Raw genomic sequence first — 16,938 nt, 5'->3', positions numbered from 1 at the left:
ATGACGACCACCGAACGCGCTCCGCGGCGCAGCCGCCCCCAGCTGTCCTATCGCCCCAAACCCGGCGAAATCCCCACCAACCCGGGGGTCTACCGATTCCGGGATGCGCAGGGGCGGGTGCTCTACGTCGGGAAGGCGAAGAACCTCCGCGCCCGCCTGTCGAACTACTTCGCTCCCCTCCATACGCTCCACGAGCGCACGCGGCGGATGGTGACCACGGCCACCTCAGTCGAGTGGACCGTCGTCGCGACCGATGTCGATTCGCTCCAGCTGGAGTACCAGTGGATCAAGGAGTTCGACCCCCCGTTCAACGTCCGCTACCGCGACGACAAGTCCTACCCCTTCATGGCGGTGACGTTGGGGGATGAGGCACCCAGGGTCATGGTCACGCGCAACCACCGGATCGCGGGGGCGAAGTACTTCGGGCCCTATCCCAAGGTGTGGGCCGTGCACGACACCATCGACCTGCTCATCAAGGTCTTCCCGATCCGCACCTGCAGCGATGCGTCCTACAAGAAGGCGATGGCCTCGGGACGCCCATGCTTCCCCGGTCAGATCGGCCGGTGCGGCGGGCCGTGCTCGATGAAGGTGACGATCGACGAGCATCGCGCCATCGTCGATGACTTCGTCGCGTTCATGGCCGGGGGCGACCAGCGCTTCACGCGCGAGATGACCGCGCGGATGAACGAGGCGTCCGCGGCGATGGACTACGAATCCGCCGCGATGTACCGCGACAAGCTGCAGGCGATCGATGCGGTGCTCAAGCGCAGTGCGCTGGTCCTGCCCGCCGACACCGACGCCGACCTCTTCGGGATCGCCGAGGATGAGCTCGCCGCCGCCGTGCAGCACTTCGTCGTCCGCGGCGGGCGGGTGCGCGGCGTCCGCGCCACGACGATCGAGAAGGAGATCGACATCTCCGGCGCAGACCTGGTCGATCAGGTGCTTCAGCGCACGTACGGAGATGCGTCGGCGGCCGACATCCCTCGTCAGGTGCTCGTCCCCGAGCTCCCTGACGACGCGGACGAGTTGGAGGAGTGGCTGCGGGCCAGGCGTGGCAAGCGCGTCTCGCTCGGTGTCGCGCAGCGGGGGCAGAAGGCGGAGCTGATGAAGACGGCGACGCTGAACGCGCAGCAGGCGCTGATGCTCCACAAGACCCGACGCACGAGCGACTACGTCGCGCGGACGCAAGCGCTGACCGACCTCCAGGAAGCTCTCGGACTCGAGGAAGCGCCCCTGCGCATCGAGTGCTACGACGTCTCCCACCTCGGCGGAACGAACGTCGTCGCGTCGATGGTCGTCTTCGAGGACGGGCTGCCGCGCAAGGATCAGTACCGCTCCTTCAAGGTCGAGAACACCACGGATGACACCGACTCGCTGTACCAGGTGCTCACCCGTCGACTGGCTTACCTCGACCGACCCGAGGAGCAGGACGACGCGGCGGAGGAGGGTGCCGCCCCGCGCAAGCGACCTCGCTTCGCCTATCCGCCTCAGCTTCTCCTCGTCGATGGCGGCGCACCGCAGGTCGCCGCCGCGGCCCGGGCCCTCGCCGACGCCGGCCACCAGGAGATCGCGCTCGCGGGCATCGCCAAGCGGCTGGAGGAGGTGTGGCTTCCCGGCGACGACTTCCCCGTCATCCTGCCCCGCACGAGCGAGGCCCTCTATCTCCTGCAGCGGCTGCGCGACGAGGCCCACCGGTTCGCCATCAGACATCAGCGCAGCCGGCGGCGTCGTGACATCCAGACGGTGCTGACGGAGGTGCCCGGCCTCGGGGAGGCGCGCATCCGCGCGCTGCTGCGTCATTTCGGGTCGGTGTCGGCCCTGAAGAAAGCCACGCCCGAGGAGATCACCGAGCTCCCCGGCGTCGGACCGAAGCTCGCCGCGGCGATCGTCGACCATCTCGCCGATGGGTAACCTGGAGCGGAGGACGGGGGAGGGCATGGCCGACGAACAGACGACACCCGGCGAGATGCTCATCGTCTCGGGGATGTCGGGAGCGGGGCGCTCCACCGCGGCGAACGCCCTCGAAGACCTCGAGTGGTACGTCGTCGACAACCTTCCGCCGCAGATGCTGAAGCCGCTGCTCGATCTGACCGAGCTCGCCGCCCATGCGCTGCCCAAGGTGGCGGTGGTGGTCGATGTGCGCGGCCGCAACCTCTTCGCGGAACTTCCCCAGGCTCTGCGAGAGCTGCGCGATCGCCGCCAGCTGAGGGTGCTCTTCCTCGACGCATCCGATGAGGTGCTCGTGCGCCGCTTCGAGGCGGTGCGCAGACCACACCCCCTGCAGGGCGAGGGCACCATCCTCGACGGGATCCGTCGGGAGCGGCAGCGCCTGGCCGCGATCCGCGAGAACGCCGACCTCATCGTCGACACCTCCCGCTTCAACGTCCACCAGCTGGCGACGCACATGGTCGACCTCTTCTCCGAAGAGGGCGCGGCGCGCCACGTGGTGACCGTCATGAGCTTCGGTTTCAAGTACGGTCTTCCCCCCGATGCGGATCTCGTCGCCGACATGCGCTTCCTCCCCAACCCCTACTGGAACGAGCAGCTGCGACCGCTCACCGGTGTCGACGAGGACGTGCGGGATTATGTGCTCGAGCAGGAGGGGGCGGTGGCGTTCATCGACGCCTACGCGGCCGCCCTCCGCCCGGTCCTGGAGGGCTATCAGCGTGAGAACAAGCGGCACTCGGTCGTGGCCATCGGGTGCACCGGCGGCAAGCACCGATCGGTCGTCATGGCCCGCGAGCTCGCGGCTCGACTTCCCGAGGTGGCGGGCGTGGCGGTCCGGGTGAAGGATCGCGACCTCGGACGCGAGTAGCCGGTGCCGTGGTCGTGAGCGGCGAGGCGCCCGAGTAGGCTGGAGCGTCGATCTGACCCACCCCGAGGAGTTCCGTGTCGCTGACCGCTGAGGTGAAGGCCGAATTGACCGCTGTCCGCGATCCGCGGCCGACGGCGCGAGTGGCCGAACTGACGTCGCTGCTGCGATTCGCCGGTGGCCTGCATTCGATCGCCAACCGAGTCGCGGTCGAAGCCGAGGTCGACACCGAGGCGCTTGCGCGCCGCGTCGCGCGCGACCTCGTCGAACTGTACGGCGTCCGCCCCGAACTCGTGCACGTACACGGCTCCGGCGCACGCAACGGCAGTCACTACGCGGTGCGGGTCATCGAGGGCGGCGAGACCCTCGCGCGCCAGACCGGGCTGCTCGACCAGCGCCGCCGCCCCGTCCGTGGTCTGCCGAACCGTCTGACCACCGGCAATCGACCCGACCTCGCGGCGATCTGGCGCGGCGCGTTCCTCGGCGCCGGCGCGCTCAGCGAACCCGGACGATCGGCCGCGCTGGAGATCAGCTGCCCGGCCTCGGAGGCCGCGATGGCGCTGGTGGGTGCCGCGCACCGGCTGGGGATCCCGGCGAAGGCGCGAGAGGTCCGGGGCATTCCGCGGGTGGTCGTCCGCGAGGGGGAGGGCATCCGCGTCGCGCTGGCCGAGATGGGAGCGGCCCGAGCGGCGGCGCAGTGGGATCAGCTTCGTCAGCGCCGCGAGGTGCGCGCGGGCGTGAACAGGCTGGTGAACTTCGACGACGCCAATCTGCGCCGTTCGGCGCAGGCGGCGGTCGCCGCGTGCGCGCGCGTCGAGCGCGCCCTCGAGATCCTCGGGGACGAGGTGCCCGAGCATCTGCGTCAGGCAGGCGAGCTGCGTCTCGCCCACCGGGACGCCAGTCTCGACGAGCTGGGTCACCACGCCGATCCGCCCCTCACGAAGGACGCCGTCGCCGGGCGCATCCGGCGCCTCCTTGCGATGGCGGACAAGAAGGCCGAGACCGACGGCATCCCCGGCACCGAGTCGGCCGTTCCGGTCGGCGTCGACGACTGATACCGCCTCTCCGACCGGGGAACAACCCCGGAGACGGATTGTTCGCTCTCAGTAGGATGAATCCGTCACCCTCGCTGCGCCGAGGAGCCTCGGCGCGCGCCGATAGGAAGAAGAGAATATGGCGAAGTACACCTTGCCCGACCTCCCCTACGACTACTCCGCGCTGGAGCCGCACATCAGCGGCAAGATCATGCAGCTGCACCATGACAAGCACCACCAGGCGTACGTCACCGGCGCGAACACCGCGCTCGAGCAGCTCGCCGAGGCGCGCGAGAGCGGCAACCTCGCGAACGTGAACAAGCTTGAGAAGGACCTCGCGTTCAACCTGGGCGGTCACGTCAACCACTCGATCTTCTGGACGAACCTCTCGCCCGAGGGCGGCGGTCAGCCCGAGGGCGAGCTCGCTGCCGCGATCAGCGAGTTCTTCGGATCCTTCGAGAAGTTCCAGGCGCACTTCACCGCGGCGGCGACCGGCATCCAGGGATCGGGCTGGGCCGTGCTCAGCTGGGACCCGATCGGTGAGCAGCTGATCATCCAGCAGCTGTTCGACCAGCAGGCGAACACCGCCCAGGGGACGGTGCCCATCTTCCAGCTGGACATGTGGGAGCACGCCTTCTACCTCGACTACCTCAACGTCAAGGCCGACTACGTCAAGGCCGTGTGGAACATCGCCAACTGGCAGAACGTCGCCCAGCGCCTTGACGCCGCCCGTGAGAAGACCTCGGGCCTGCTGGTACTGTCATAGCAAGCGCGGCGTCCCAGCGGGATCGCCCGCTGGGACGCCGTTGTTCCTTTCCTTTCCCCACCTTCACAACCCCTCGCGCTCGCGCGCTCGACACATCAGGAGTCCTCTCTCGTGGCTGTCAAGATCGGAATCAACGGCTTCGGCCGCATCGGACGCAACTACCTTCGCGCGGCCCTCGCGCAGGGCGCTGACATCGACATCGTCGCGGTCAACGACCTCACCGACAACAAGACCCTCGCGCACCTGCTGAAGTACGACTCGGTCGGCGGCGTGCTCGACGCCGAGGTGTCCTACACCGAGGATTCCATCACCGTCGGCGACAAGACCATCAAGGTCTTCGAGGAGCGCGACCCCGCGAACCTCCCCTGGGGCGAGCTGGGCGTGGACATCGTCATCGAGTCCACCGGCCGCTTCACCAAGGCCGACGACGCCAAGAAGCACATCGCGGGCGGCGCCAAGAAGGTCCTGATCTCCGCACCCGCCACGGGCGACGACGCCACGATCGTCATGGGCGTGAACGAGGAGACCTACGACCCCGCGTCGGACGTCATCATCTCCAACGCCTCGTGCACCACCAACTGCCTCGCGCCGCTGGCCAAGGTCTTCAACGACGCCTTCGGCATCGAGCGCGGCTTCATGATGACGGCGCACGCCTACACCGCCGACCAGAACCTGCAGGACGGTCCTCACGGCGACCTGCGCCGGGCGCGCGGCGCGGCGATCAACATCGTTCCGGCGTCGACCGGGGCCGCCAAGGCGATCGGCCTGGTGCTGCCCGAGCTCAACGGCAAGCTCAGCGGGTCGTCCTACCGTGTTCCCGTTCCCACGGGCTCGATCGTCGACCTCACGATCGTGACCCCGACCGAGGGACTCACCGTCGACCAGATCAACGCCGCGTACAAGGCCGCCGCGGCCGAGGGGCGCCTCGCCGGCATCCTCGAGTACACCGAGGACCCGATCGTCTCCAGCGACATCCAGGGCAACCCGCACTCGTCGATCTTCGACGCGGAGCTGACCAACGTCAGCGGCAACCTGGTGAAGGTCTCGGCCTGGTACGACAACGAGTGGGGGTACTCCAACCGTCTGGTGGACCTCACCGAGTACGTGGCCGAGCGTCTCTGAGTCGACAGATGGCACTGCGTACCCTCGGGTCCCTCGGCCCGCTGGCCGGCAAGCGCGTCCTCGTCCGCTGTGATCTGAACGTCCCCGTGAGGGACGGACGGATCACCGACGACGGTCGCGTCCGCGCCTCGCTTCCGACCCTGAACGCCCTGATCGACCAGGGCGCGCGCGTGGTGGTCTGCTCGCACCTCGGTCGACCCGACGGTGCGCCCGACGAGAAGTACAGCCTGGCGCCGGTGGCGCAGCGCCTGTCGGAGCTGCTCGGCAAGCCGGTCGCTTTCGCGCGCGACACGGTGGGAGAGTCCGCTCACGAGGCGGTTGCCGCGCTGGAGGACGGCGACGTCGCTGTGCTGGAGAACCTGCGTTTCCAGCCCGGGGAGACGAGCAAGGATGACGCGGAGCGCCGCGCCTTCGCGACCGAGCTCGCGGGGCTCGCGGACGCCTTCGTCTCGGACGGCTTCGGCGTGGTCCACCGGAAGCAGGCGAGCGTCTTCGATGTCGCCGACCTGCTGCCCTCGGCAGCGGGTCTGCTGATCGAGAAGGAACTCGACGTCCTCGACCGCCTGACCGAGAACCCCGAACGGCCCTACACGGTGGTGCTCGGCGGATCGAAGGTCAGTGACAAGCTGGGCGTGATCGAGCACCTTCTGCCGCGTGTGGATCGTCTGCTCGTCGGTGGAGGGATGATGTTCACCTTCCTCGCCGCGGAGGGGCACCCGGTGGGCAAGAGTCTCCTCGAGGAGGACCAGCTCGACACCGTCCGCCGGTACGTCGAGGACGCTCGGGCACGCGGGGTGGAACTCGTCCTTCCCGTCGACGCCGTGGTGGCGGCCTCGTTCGCCGCGGACGCAGATCACGTCGTCGCTCCGGTGTCGGCTCTGGAGGAGACCCCGTTCGGTCCCGAGGGGCTCGGGCTCGACATCGGGCCCGACACCGCCGCCCTCTTCGCCGATCTCGTCGCCGACAGCCGCACGGTCTTCTGGAACGGACCCATGGGTGTGTTCGAGATGCCCGCTTTCGCCGCGGGGACCCGCCGCGTCGCCGAGGCACTGACGAAGGTCTCCGGACTGAGCGTGGTCGGCGGCGGCGATTCCGCTGCGGCGGTGCGCCAGCTGGGCTTCGCCGACGACCGCTTCGGCCACATCTCGACCGGCGGCGGCGCGAGCCTGGAATTCCTCGAAGGCAAGAAACTCCCCGGACTGGAGGTCCTCGGATGGCAGGCGTGAGCACCGACTCGGCTGTGTCGCAGACCACACGCACCCCGTTCATCGCCGGCAACTGGAAGATGAACCTCGATCACCTGCAGGCGGTCGCGTTCGTGCAGAAGCTGCACTGGACCCTGAAGGATGCCGGTCATGAGACCGACAGCGTGGAGGTCGGGCTGTTCCCCCCGTTCACCGCCCTGCGGACCGTGCAGACGCTCGTCGACGCGGACAAGATCCCGTTCGCCCTGGGTGCGCAGGATCTCTCCGCCCATGACGCGGGCGCCTACACGGGCGAGATCTCCGGCGCCTTCCTCGCCAAGCTCGAGTGCCGGTACGTGATCATCGGACACTCCGAGCGCCGGCAGTACCACGGCGAAACGGACGAGGTCGTGGCCTCGAAGGTCGCAGCGGCCATCCGCCACGGACTGGTTCCGGTGATCTGCGTCGGTGAGACCGCGGAGGATCTCGAGACCCACGGCGCCAGCGCCGTTCCCGTCGCACAGCTGGAGACCGCCCTCGCTGGTCTCGCCTCCGGCAGCGAGATCGTCGTCGCCTACGAGCCGGTCTGGGCGATCGGCTCCGGCCAGGCGGCAACCGCCGACCAGGCTCAGGAGGTGTGCGCCACGCTTCGGGGGGTCGTCGCATCCTCTCTCGGCGAGGAGGCGGCCGCACGCACGCGGGTGCTCTACGGCGGGTCGGTGAAATCCGGCAACATCGCGCGCTTCATGCGCGAACCCGACGTCGACGGTGCGCTGGTGGGCGGTGCGAGTCTCGTCGTGGACGAGTTCGCCGCCATCATCCGCTACCAGAAGCACGTCGGGGTCTGACCCCGGCGGGAACGCGACCTATACTTGACCCCTGTGTGGTTCGCCCGGATCGCGCTGAAAGGCCACTACGACTGTGCAGATCCTCGAGTTCGTCCTGCAGGTGCTCCTCGGCATCACGAGTCTCCTGCTGACCCTCCTCATCCTCCTCCACAAAGGCCGTGGTGGAGGGCTCTCCGACATGTTCGGAGGGGGGATGACGTCTGCGCTGGGGTCGTCGGGGCTCGCCGAGCGGAATCTCAACCGCTTCACGGTGGTCCTCGCTCTGGCGTGGTTCGCCTCCATCGTGGCTCTCGGCCTCATCACCAAGTTCCAGGGACTCTAAACATGGCAACCGGAGGAAACGCGATCCGCGGCACCCGAGTGGGCGCCGGCCCCATGGGCGAGCAGGATCACGGCTATCACGCTGAGCGCATCGCGGTTTCGTACTGGGACGCGCTGGGGAACGAGACCGTGCGGTATTTCGCCGCGGGGATCCCGGACGAGGAGATCCCCGAGACCATCGATTCGCCGCACTCCGGCCTGCCGGCCGGTCGAGACCGGGAGAATCCGCCTGCGGTCGCGAAGACCGAGCCGTACAAGACGCACCTGGCCTATGTGAAGGAGCGTCGCACCGAGGAGGAGGCTGACGCCCTCCTCGAAGACGCGCTGAACCAGCTGCGGGAGCGCCGGGGGCAGTAAGCCGCTCTTCGCCGCCCGCATCAAGAGCGGGTCAGTAGTCGCGGTCGATCAGCTCGGGCGGTACCTGGGCGGCGGCGTCCTGGTCGACGAAGAAGATCGTGCGCTTCGTGCCCTTCGCCCCCGCCGCGGGGACGCTGGCGTAGCTGGCGCCCGCGAGAGCGAGACCGAGGGCCGAGGCTTTGTCGGGGCCCGAGAGCACCAGCCAGACCCGGCGGGAGGAGTTGATGACCGGCCGGGTGAAGGTCAGTCGCTGCGACGGCGGCTTGGGGGAATCCCGGACTGCCACCACCGAGGCGTCGGTGACGAGGATCTCGGGGCGGTCGGGGAAGAGCGAGGCGATGTGGCCGTCGGGGCCGACACCGAGGAAGCTGATGTCGAAGACCGGCCACAGGGGCTGGTCGGGTGTGCCGTAGCGAGCGAGCTCGGCGGCGTACGCCGCGGCGGCATCGTCGAGATCCACGCCCTCGTCGCTCGCGGGCGCGGCATGCACATGCGCCCCGGGGAGGGCGTCGAGAAGGGCCTCGCGGCTCTGACGCTCGTTGCGCTCGGGATGGAGGCGCCGCACGAAACGCTCATCGCTCCACCAGAAGTGCACGCGCGTCCAGTCGATCGAGTGTCGGGGAGCCTGCGCCGCCGCCGCCCTCAGGACAGCGGTGCCACTGACGCCCCCCGTGAGGGCGACGTGGACGTCGCGGGACGCCGACTTCTTGGCCACCCTGGTGAGGAATCGTTCGGCGACGGAGTCGGCCAGCGCGGCGGCGTCGGCGGTGATGACGACGCGCTTCTCGCCGGTCGAGTCAGCCATGTGTCTCCTGCGTCGTGGGCGGGTCGAGCAGTGCCCAGCCCTCGGTGATCACTCGACCGTACAGGACGTCGGGGTCGAGGCGTCGCAGCTCCTCGGCGAGGCATTCCCGCAGGCTCCGCCGCGGGAAGGCCAGGTGGTGCTGAGGTTGGCCCGGTTGGGTCAGGAGGGCGACCGCGGGGCTCGGCCTCTCGAGGACGACCTCGCCGCTCTCGCGCACCAGTGTCACCGACTTGATTCCGTGCGGCCACTCCTCGGTGGGCAGGTAACCCCAGTCGACCGGCACATCCAGCGCGAGGCGCAGCCACGCGGCCAGCAGTGCCGTGGACGGAGAGTCGGACGCACCGCGCACTCGGACGCGCGTGATTCGCTCGAACGGCGGCTGGTCGAGGATCGCCGCGAGCTGTTCGCGCCAGCGCGTCAGTCGTGTCCAGGCCAGATCGGTGTCGCCCGGCCGGTACTTCGACCCGAGGGAGGCGACCCATGCCGAGGGATCGGGCTTCGTCGCGGCATCGGTGATCCGGCGCTGTGCGATCTTGCCGATGGAGGTCTGCGAGGGGATGTCGGGGGTGTCGTCCGGCCACCACACGACCACCGGAGCGTCGGGCAGCAGCAGGCCCGTCACCAGGCTCTCGAGGTTCGTCGAGCCGGCTTCGCCGAGGGCGTGGAGGGTGACCACCTCGCTGGCTCCGGCATCCCCGCCGACGCGGATCTGCGCGTCCAGCCGCGGGGGGGAGTCCTCGCCGTTGGTCATCACGACGATGACGCGCATCGGATGCTCGCGCGAGGCCGCGTTGGCGACGTCGATGACGTCTTCCTGCGCGCCTTGGTGGGTGACGATGATGAGGGTCAGCACGCGCCCGAGGGCGACGGCACCGCCCTCCTCACGGACGCTGACGAGCGCCCGCGAGATCTTGCTGACGGTCGTGTCGGGCAGATCGACGATCATGGACGCCTCCAGGTGCGGCCGTCGCGGGCGAGCATCGCCTCCGCGGATTCCGGACCCCAGGATCCCGGTGCATACTGCTCCAGCGGACCGCCCTGCGCGGCCCAGAACTCTTCGATCGGATCGAGGATCCGCCAGGAGAGCTCGACCTCCTCGTGACGGGGGAACAGCGGCGGGTCGCCCAGGAGGACGTCGAGGATGAGACGCTCGTAGGCTTCGGGGCTGGCCTCGGTGAAGGCGTGGCCGTAGCCGAAGTCCATCGTGACGTCGCGGACCTGCAGGCCCGCCCCCGGTACTTTCGATCCGAAGCGGATGGTCACTCCCTCGTCGGGCTGGACGCGGATCACGAGCGCATTCTGACCGAGCCCGGAGGTCTGATTCCGGGAGAAGAGCAATTCCGGTGCGCGCTTGAACACCACCGCGATCTCGGTGACGCGGCGCCCCAGTCGCTTGCCGGTCCGGAGGTAGAAGGGCACACCTGCCCAGCGGCGGGTATTGACTTCGAGCGTGATCGCCGCGTAGGTCTCCGTCGTGGATTCGGGATTCATCCCCTCTTCCTCGAGGAAACCCAGAACCCGCTCGCCTCCCTGCCAGCCTCCGGCGTACTGCCCGCGTGCGGTGGAGCGGCTGAGGTCCTCGGGCAGGGTCACCGCGGCGAGCACCTTCTCCTTCTCCGCGCGCAGGTGCTGCGCGTCGAAGGAGATCGGCTCCTCCATCGCGGTGAGGGCGAGGAGCTGCAGGAGGTGATTCTGGATGACGTCGCGCGCCGCGCCGATCCCGTCGTAGTAGCCCGCTCGGCCGCCGACGCCGATGTCCTCGGCCATCGTGATCTGCACGTGGTCGACGTAGTTCCGGTTCCAGATCGGCTCGTAGAGCTCGTTGGCGAATCGCAGCGCGAGGATGTTCTGAACGGTCTCCTTGCCGAGATAGTGGTCGATGCGGAAGATCGAATCGGTCGGGAAGGCGCTTCGCAGCGCATCGTTCAGAGCCTGAGCCGAGGCGAGGTCGTGACCGAACGGCTTCTCGATGACCACACGCCGCCACCGCTCCGGACGGTCAGCGGTGTCATCGACCAGTCCGGAGGCTTTCAGCTGCTCCGCCACAACGGGGAAGTCCTTCGGCGGGATCGACAGGTAGAAGGCGTGGTTTCCCATCGTCCCGCGCTCGGCGTCGAGCTGGTCGACGGTCTCGCGCAGGCGCCGGAAAGCGTCGGCGTCGCCGAATTCGCCCGAGACGAACCGGATGCCCTCCAGCAGCTGCGCCCAGGTCTCCTCGCGGAACTCGGTGCGCGCGTGAGCGCGGACGGCCTCGTAGACGACTTTCGCGAAATCCTGGTCCTCCCAGTCACGGCGCGCGAAGCCGACGAGGGCGAATCCAGGCGGCAGGAGACCGCGATTGGCCAGGTCGTACACCGCGGGCATCAGCTTCTTGCGCGACAGGTCGCCGGTGACCCCGAAGATGACCAGCGCGCTGGGGCCCGCGATGCGGTTCAGTCGCCGATCCTCGGGGTCACGGAGCGGATTGCGTCCGCGGGAGATCTCCACACCCGGCGCCGAGGCGCCGCTGCTCGATCCGTGGATCTCGTCGGTCATGAACGTCCTACTGAGCGGCTTCGAACAGGGAGAGGACCTCGGCCTGCGGATCGGTCAAGGTCAGCGTCACGACCGGGCGGCCGTGGCCATCCGCCAGAACGCTCGCGTCACCGGCGGCCTGAGCCTGGATCAGCTGGCCGAACGTGAAGGGGCGACCGGGGATCTCGAGGTCGACGTCGGTCTGCTCGAGGATCTGCAGGTACACGCCCGTGGCCGGGCCGCCCTTGTGGTACTGACCCGTGGAGTGCAGGAACCGCGGGCCCCACCCGAAGGTGGTGGGGCGACCCGAGTCGGCGGCGACGAGCTCGCGCAGGCCCTGGAGCTGCGGCAGGTCGAGCCGATTGACGTATGCCTGGATGGAGACGTAGCCGTCGGCCGGCAGCTGTGCCCACAGGGCATCGAGCACGCCGGCGACGGTTCCGGAGGTCGCGAGGGCGGGATCGGAGACCCGCACCTCCACTCCGTCGACGGTGAACGCCGGCTCGGAGGGCTCGGGCCGAGCATCCAGCAGCCCGCGGGCGGCAGTCTTGGCCGACTCCACGTCGGGCTGGTCGAAAGGGTTGATCCCGAGCATCCGGCCCGCGATCGCCGTGGCGTACTCCCACACCATGAACTGCGCGCCCAGAGACCCGCTAACGAGGATCTCGCCCTCGTGACGTTCCCGGAGGTGGAACGCAGCGGCTTCGTCCACGAGGCGCACGATCTGGAGGTCGTCCGGCCGCGAGTCGAGCTCGGGGGAGACCGGGAGGAGGACGACGGGCAGGATGCCCGTGCCCTGCTTCCCGGTCGACTCGGCGATCAGCTGCTCGATCCAGTCGGGAAGCCCGACGATGTGCGTGCCGTCGGTGACGAGGCCCAGCTTGTCCCGCCGCGGGGTGCCGCCGGCGATGGCAGCCGCGAGAACCAGCGCCGGGTTCTCCGGACTGTCGACGGCGACTTCGAGGAGGGTGGCTTCGGCCTCGTCGAGCAGCTCGCCGATGTCGACGCCGGCGAGCCCGGCGGGCACCAGCCCGAAAGCGGTGAGCGCAGAATACCGACCGCCGACCTCGGGGTCGGCGTTGAAGACGCGGTAGCCGTCGGCGCGGCCGGACTGATCCAGGGGCGAGCCGGGGTCGGTGACGATGACGATCCGCTCGGTCGGGTCGATCCCGAGATCGCGGAAGGCCGCTTCGAAGGTGCGCTTGGCGGAGTCGGTCTCCACGGTCGATCCCGACTTCGATGACACCACCAGCACGGTCTGAGCGAGACCTCCGGCCTCGCTGTCGCCGTCGATCGCGGCGAGAACCTGCCCGGGAGCGGTGGAGTCGAGGATCACCAGGGGCACGCCCGCGGTCTGCGCGATCACCTCGGGTGCAAGGGAAGATCCGCCCATCCCGGCGAGGACGACCCGGGTGACACCTCGCGCGCGCAGCTCGTCGTGGAGCGCCACGATCTCGCCGACGAGCGGACGCGAGACCGATACGGCCTGCACCCAGCCGAGGCGCTTGGAGGCCTCGGACTCGGCATCCGGACCCCACAGCGACGCATCCCCGGCGGTGATCCCCGACGCCACGAGGCTGGCGACGAGGCCCGGGAGCGTCTCGTCGACGACGGACTTCACCCGCCCCGAGACGTGGATGTCGAAGCTCACTGGGCCGCCTCCTCGACGCTGGCGGGGGCTGCTTCCAGCGCCGCGGCGACCGTCGCCTGCAGCTCGTGCCACGAGGCGATGAACTTCTCCACACCCTCCTTCTCAAGCACGTCGGTGACGTCGTCGAAGTCGACTCCGACCGCCTTCAGCTGGTCGAAGACGGCGTGCGCGTCGGCGTAGTTGCCGGTGACGGTGTCGCCGGTCACCTCGCCGTGGTCGAACGTCGCCTCGAGCGTCTTCTCCGGCATCGTGTTGACGGTGCCGGGCGCGACGAGCTCGGTCACGTAGAGCGTGTCGGGAAGCGCCGGGTCCTTGACACCCGTGGACGCCCACAGCGGACGCTGGACGCGGGCTCCGGCGTCGACCAGCGCCTTGGCGCGATCGGTGGCGAACTCCCGCTCGTACAGCTCGTAGGCGAGCCGCGCGTTGGCCACGCCGGCGCGGGACTTCAGGGCCCGAGCCTCGTCGGTGCCGGTGGCCTCGAGGCGCTTGTCGACCTCGGTGTCCACGCGGGAGACGAAGAACGACGCCACCGAGTGGATCGCCGAGATGTCATGCCCGGCTTCCCGCGCCCTCTCGATGCCCGTGAGGTACGCGTCGATGACCGCCGCGTACCGCTCCAGGCTGAAGATCAGCGTCACGTTGACCGAAATCCCCTCCGCGAGCACCTCGGTGATCGCGGGAAGACCTGCCAGCGTCGCCGGGATCTTGATGTGGACGTTCGGACGGTCGACGCGCGTCCACAGCTTCTTGGCCTCGGCGACCGTCGCGGCGGTGTCGTGCGCGAGGTCGGGGGAGACCTCGATCGAGACACGCCCGTCGACCCCGTCGGTGGCGTCGAAGACGGGCCGCAGGATGTCGGCGGCCGACCGGACGTCATCGGTGGTGATCTCGAAGATCGTGCGGTCGACGTCGGCACCCTCCGCCGACAGGGTGGTGACCTGGGCCTCGTAGTCCTCGCCCTTGGCCAGGGCACCGGCGAAGATCGTCGGATTGGTGGTGACGCCGCTGATGTTGCGGCTCTCGATCAGGCCGGCCAGGTTGCCGGACTCGATGCGCTGACGGGACAGGTCGTCCAGCCAGATGCTGACGCCCTCTTCGACAAGACGTGCGGTGGGGGTGGTCATCGGATCTCCTCAGTGCCTCGGTGGCTCAAGAGCGCGGTGGCTCGGTGTCGTCAGTTGCCGGCCGTGGTGGCGGCGATGGTCTCGTGGGCCGCCTCGACGACGGCCTCGGCGGTGATGCCGAACTTCTCGAACAGCGTCTTGTAGTCGGCGGACGCGCCGAAGTGCTCGATCGACACCGAGCGCCCGTGGTCGCCGACGATGCCGCGCCACGACAGCGCGATCCCCGCCTCGACCGAGACCCGGGCGGTCACGGCGGAGGGGAGGACGGACTCGCGGTAGGCCTCGTCCTGCTCGGCGAACCATTCCAGCGACGGCGCGGACACGACACGGGCGTTCACGCCCTCGCCCTTCAGCGTCTCGCGCGCGGCGACGGCCAGCTGCACTTCGGACCCGGTGGCGATGAGGATGACGTCGGGCCGGCCGTCGGGAGCGTCGGCGAGGACGTAGGCGCCGCGCGCAGCGCCGTCGGCGGAGGCCAGGGTGTCACCGGAGGCCTCGCCCTCACCGCGCTCGAACACCGGGATGTTCTGACGGGTGAGCGCGAGCCCGGCGGGACCGGCGTGACGGCGCAGGAGCTCCAGCCACACCACCGCGGTCTCGTTGGCGTCGGCCGGACGCACCAGGGTGAAGTTCGGGATGGCGCGAAGCGCGGCCAGCTGCTCGATCGGCTGGTGCGTGGGGCCGTCCTCGCCGAGCGCGACCGAGTCGTGGGTCCACACGAACAGCGACGGGATGTTCATCAGCGCCGCCAGCCGCACCGACGGGCGCATGTAGTCGCTGAAGATGAGGAACGTGCCGCCGAAGGCGCGGGTCGGACCGTGCAGCACGATGCCGTTGATGATCGCGCCCATGGCATGCTCGCGGATGCCGAAGTGCAGCACGCGGCCGTACGGGTCCCCCGACCATTCGTGTGTGGACCACACCTCGGGGATGAAGGACTTGGCGTCCTTGATCGTCGTCAGATTCGATTCGGCGAGGTCAGCCGAGCCGCCCCACAGCTCGGGCAGTCGTCCGGCGAGGGCATTGATGACCTGACCAGACGCGGCGCGCGTCGAGACGTCCTTGCCCGCGGCGAAGACCGGAAGCGCCTCGCGGATGTCGGCGGGGAGCTCTCGTGTCTGCACCCGGTCCCAGAGGGCCTTGCGCTCGGGGTTCGCTGCGGCCCATGCGTCGAACTTCTCCTGCCAGGCCGCGTGCGCCGCGGCGCCGCGGTCGCGGAGCGAGCGCGTGTGGGCGAGGACGTCGTCGGGCACGACGAAGGTCTCGTCGGGGTTCCAGCCGAGGACCTCCTTGGTGGCGCGCAGCTCGTCGGCGCCCAGGGCGGACCCGTGGATCTTGCCGGTGTTCTGCTTGCCGGGGGAGGGCCAGCCGATGATCGTCTTCAGGATGATGATCGAGGGGCGCTCGGTCTCGCCCTTGGCCTTCTCGATCGCATCGTGGAGCTCGGCGGCATCCTCGACGTACTCGCCGGTCTTCTTCCAGTCCACGGTCTGCACGTGCCATCCGTACGACTCGTAGCGCCGCGCGACATCTTCGGTGAAGGCGACGTTGGTGTCGTCCTCGATCGAGATCTGGTTGGAGTCGTAGATTACGACGAGATTGCCGAGGTTCTGGTGCCCCGCCAGCGACGAGGCCTCGGACGTGACGCCCTCCTGCAGGTCACCGTCGGAGGCGATCACATAGATGTGGTGGTCGAAGGGGGACTCGCCCGCGGGGGTCTCGGGGTCGAACAGCCCGCGCTCGAAGCGCTGCGCGTACGCGAACCCGACCGAGGACGCAAGGCCCTGCCCGAGGGGGCCGGTGGTGATCTCCACGCCGTCCGTGTGACCGAACTCGGGGTGGCCGGGAGTCTTGGACCCCCAGGTGCGCAGCGCCTTGAGATCATCCAGCTCGAGGCCGAAGCCACCCAGGTACAGCTGCACGTACTGCGTCAGCGAGCTGTGGCCGGCGGAGAGGATGAAGCGATCCCGGCCCGGCCAGTGCGTGTCGGCCGGATCGTGGTTCATCACCCGCTGGTAGAGCAGGTACGCCGCCGGTGCCAGGCTCATGGCGGTTCCGGGATGACCGTTGCCGACCTTCTCCACGGCGTCCGCTGCCAGGACTCGGGCGGTGTCCACCGCGCGTCGATCGATCTCTTCCCACCGCAGTTCGGACACCGGGCCGCCTTTCTCGAGGGTGCGTCCCGACGCCAGGCAATCCACGGCGGAGACCGGTGAGGTTCAGGGGATTGGGCGCGGGGCGCGCGTGTGGCTTCAGCATAGCGAAGCGGCAGATCCGGGCGAGCGACTGTGACAGGTCGTGACGAGGCGTTGACATCCGCGGTTGTTCGCGCTACCGCGTCGCGCAGGACGGAGCCCGCGCACCATGACCTAGACTCGAGGGGGACTTTCTCGAGGC

At 69.1% G+C, this 16,938-nt stretch carries 15 protein-coding genes; 9 read left to right on the top strand and 6 right to left on the bottom strand.

Going from position 1 to position 16,938, the window contains the following annotated elements; translation table 11 throughout:
- The 9 genes from uvrC (at position 1) to MA875_RS13820 (ending at position 8,444) form a co-directional block, all read left to right on the top strand.
- Positions 1-1,911, top strand: coding sequence for an excinuclease ABC subunit UvrC (uvrC, locus tag MA875_RS13860; protein ID WP_248242851.1), 1,911 nt, complete (start codon positions 1-3; stop codon positions 1,909-1,911).
- Entirely contained in the window at positions 1,904-2,815 is a 912-nt protein-coding gene (gene rapZ / locus MA875_RS13855) for an RNase adapter RapZ (protein WP_372492587.1), read from the top strand. The genes uvrC and rapZ overlap by 8 nt, the downstream gene beginning before the upstream one ends.
- 74 nt (positions 2,816-2,889) lie before the next feature.
- Positions 2,890-3,867 (top strand): DNA-binding protein WhiA, encoded by a 978-nt coding sequence (gene whiA, locus MA875_RS13850; protein ID WP_248242850.1) that lies wholly within the window; start codon positions 2,890-2,892, stop codon positions 3,865-3,867.
- A gap of 118 nt (positions 3,868-3,985) precedes the next feature.
- Positions 3,986-4,612 carry a superoxide dismutase gene (locus MA875_RS13845; protein ID WP_248242849.1) on the top strand — a complete coding sequence of 209 codons (627 nt, stop codon included), beginning with the start codon at positions 3,986-3,988 and terminating at the stop codon, positions 4,610-4,612.
- A gap of 111 nt (positions 4,613-4,723) precedes the next feature.
- A complete protein-coding gene (gap, locus tag MA875_RS13840; protein WP_248242848.1) occupies positions 4,724-5,734 on the top strand; it encodes a type I glyceraldehyde-3-phosphate dehydrogenase in 1,011 nt (336 codons plus the stop codon).
- Positions 5,735-5,742: 8 nt separating this feature from the next.
- Entirely contained in the window at positions 5,743-6,960 is a 1,218-nt protein-coding gene (locus MA875_RS13835) for a phosphoglycerate kinase (protein ID WP_248242847.1), read from the top strand.
- 14 nt (positions 6,961-6,974) lie between these two features.
- Complete coding sequence (gene tpiA / locus MA875_RS13830; RefSeq protein WP_308221535.1) at positions 6,975-7,766, top strand: triose-phosphate isomerase; 792 nt, start codon at positions 6,975-6,977, stop codon at positions 7,764-7,766.
- A gap of 73 nt (positions 7,767-7,839) precedes the next feature.
- Positions 7,840-8,088, top strand: a complete 249-nt coding sequence (secG, locus tag MA875_RS13825; protein WP_124293074.1) for a preprotein translocase subunit SecG — start codon at positions 7,840-7,842, stop codon at positions 8,086-8,088.
- A gap of 2 nt (positions 8,089-8,090) precedes the next feature.
- Positions 8,091-8,444, top strand: a complete 354-nt coding sequence (locus MA875_RS13820) for an RNA polymerase-binding protein RbpA (RefSeq protein ID WP_141938228.1) — start codon at positions 8,091-8,093, stop codon at positions 8,442-8,444.
- Between the two features lie 31 nt (positions 8,445-8,475).
- On the opposite strand, the gene pgl is transcribed toward MA875_RS13820, so the two are convergent.
- Genes pgl through tkt form a run of 6 tightly spaced genes read right to left on the bottom strand, consistent with a single transcriptional unit; the run spans position 8,476 to position 16,697 of the window.
- Positions 8,476-9,249, bottom strand: a complete 774-nt coding sequence (pgl, locus tag MA875_RS13815) for a 6-phosphogluconolactonase (protein ID WP_248242846.1) — start codon at positions 9,247-9,249, stop codon at positions 8,476-8,478.
- Positions 9,242-10,195: a glucose-6-phosphate dehydrogenase assembly protein OpcA gene (locus tag MA875_RS13810; RefSeq protein ID WP_248242845.1), complete on the bottom strand. Its 954-nt coding sequence runs from the start codon at positions 10,193-10,195 to the stop codon at positions 9,242-9,244. The genes pgl and MA875_RS13810 overlap by 8 nt, the downstream gene beginning before the upstream one ends.
- Positions 10,192-11,784, bottom strand: a complete 1,593-nt coding sequence (zwf, locus tag MA875_RS13805; protein ID WP_248242844.1) for a glucose-6-phosphate dehydrogenase — start codon at positions 11,782-11,784, stop codon at positions 10,192-10,194. Before zwf ends, MA875_RS13810 begins: the two co-directional genes overlap by 4 nt.
- 7 nt (positions 11,785-11,791) lie before the next feature.
- Complete coding sequence (locus tag MA875_RS13800; protein ID WP_248242843.1) at positions 11,792-13,414, bottom strand: phosphoglucose isomerase-related protein; 1,623 nt, start codon at positions 13,412-13,414, stop codon at positions 11,792-11,794.
- Positions 13,411-14,541 (bottom strand): transaldolase, encoded by a 1,131-nt coding sequence (tal, locus tag MA875_RS13795; RefSeq protein ID WP_248242842.1) that lies wholly within the window; start codon positions 14,539-14,541, stop codon positions 13,411-13,413. Before tal ends, MA875_RS13800 begins: the two co-directional genes overlap by 4 nt.
- Before the next feature lie 50 nt (positions 14,542-14,591).
- Positions 14,592-16,697 carry a transketolase gene (gene tkt / locus MA875_RS13790; RefSeq protein ID WP_248242841.1) on the bottom strand — a complete coding sequence of 702 codons (2,106 nt, stop codon included), beginning with the start codon at positions 16,695-16,697 and terminating at the stop codon, positions 14,592-14,594.
- Between the last annotated feature and the right edge of the window lie 241 nt (positions 16,698-16,938).

It is taken from the genome of Microbacterium kunmingense (assembly GCF_023155745.1).
Lineage (GTDB): Bacteria > Actinomycetota > Actinomycetes > Actinomycetales > Microbacteriaceae > Microbacterium > Microbacterium kunmingense.
This window is presented reverse-complemented; position numbering and strand designations above follow the sequence as displayed.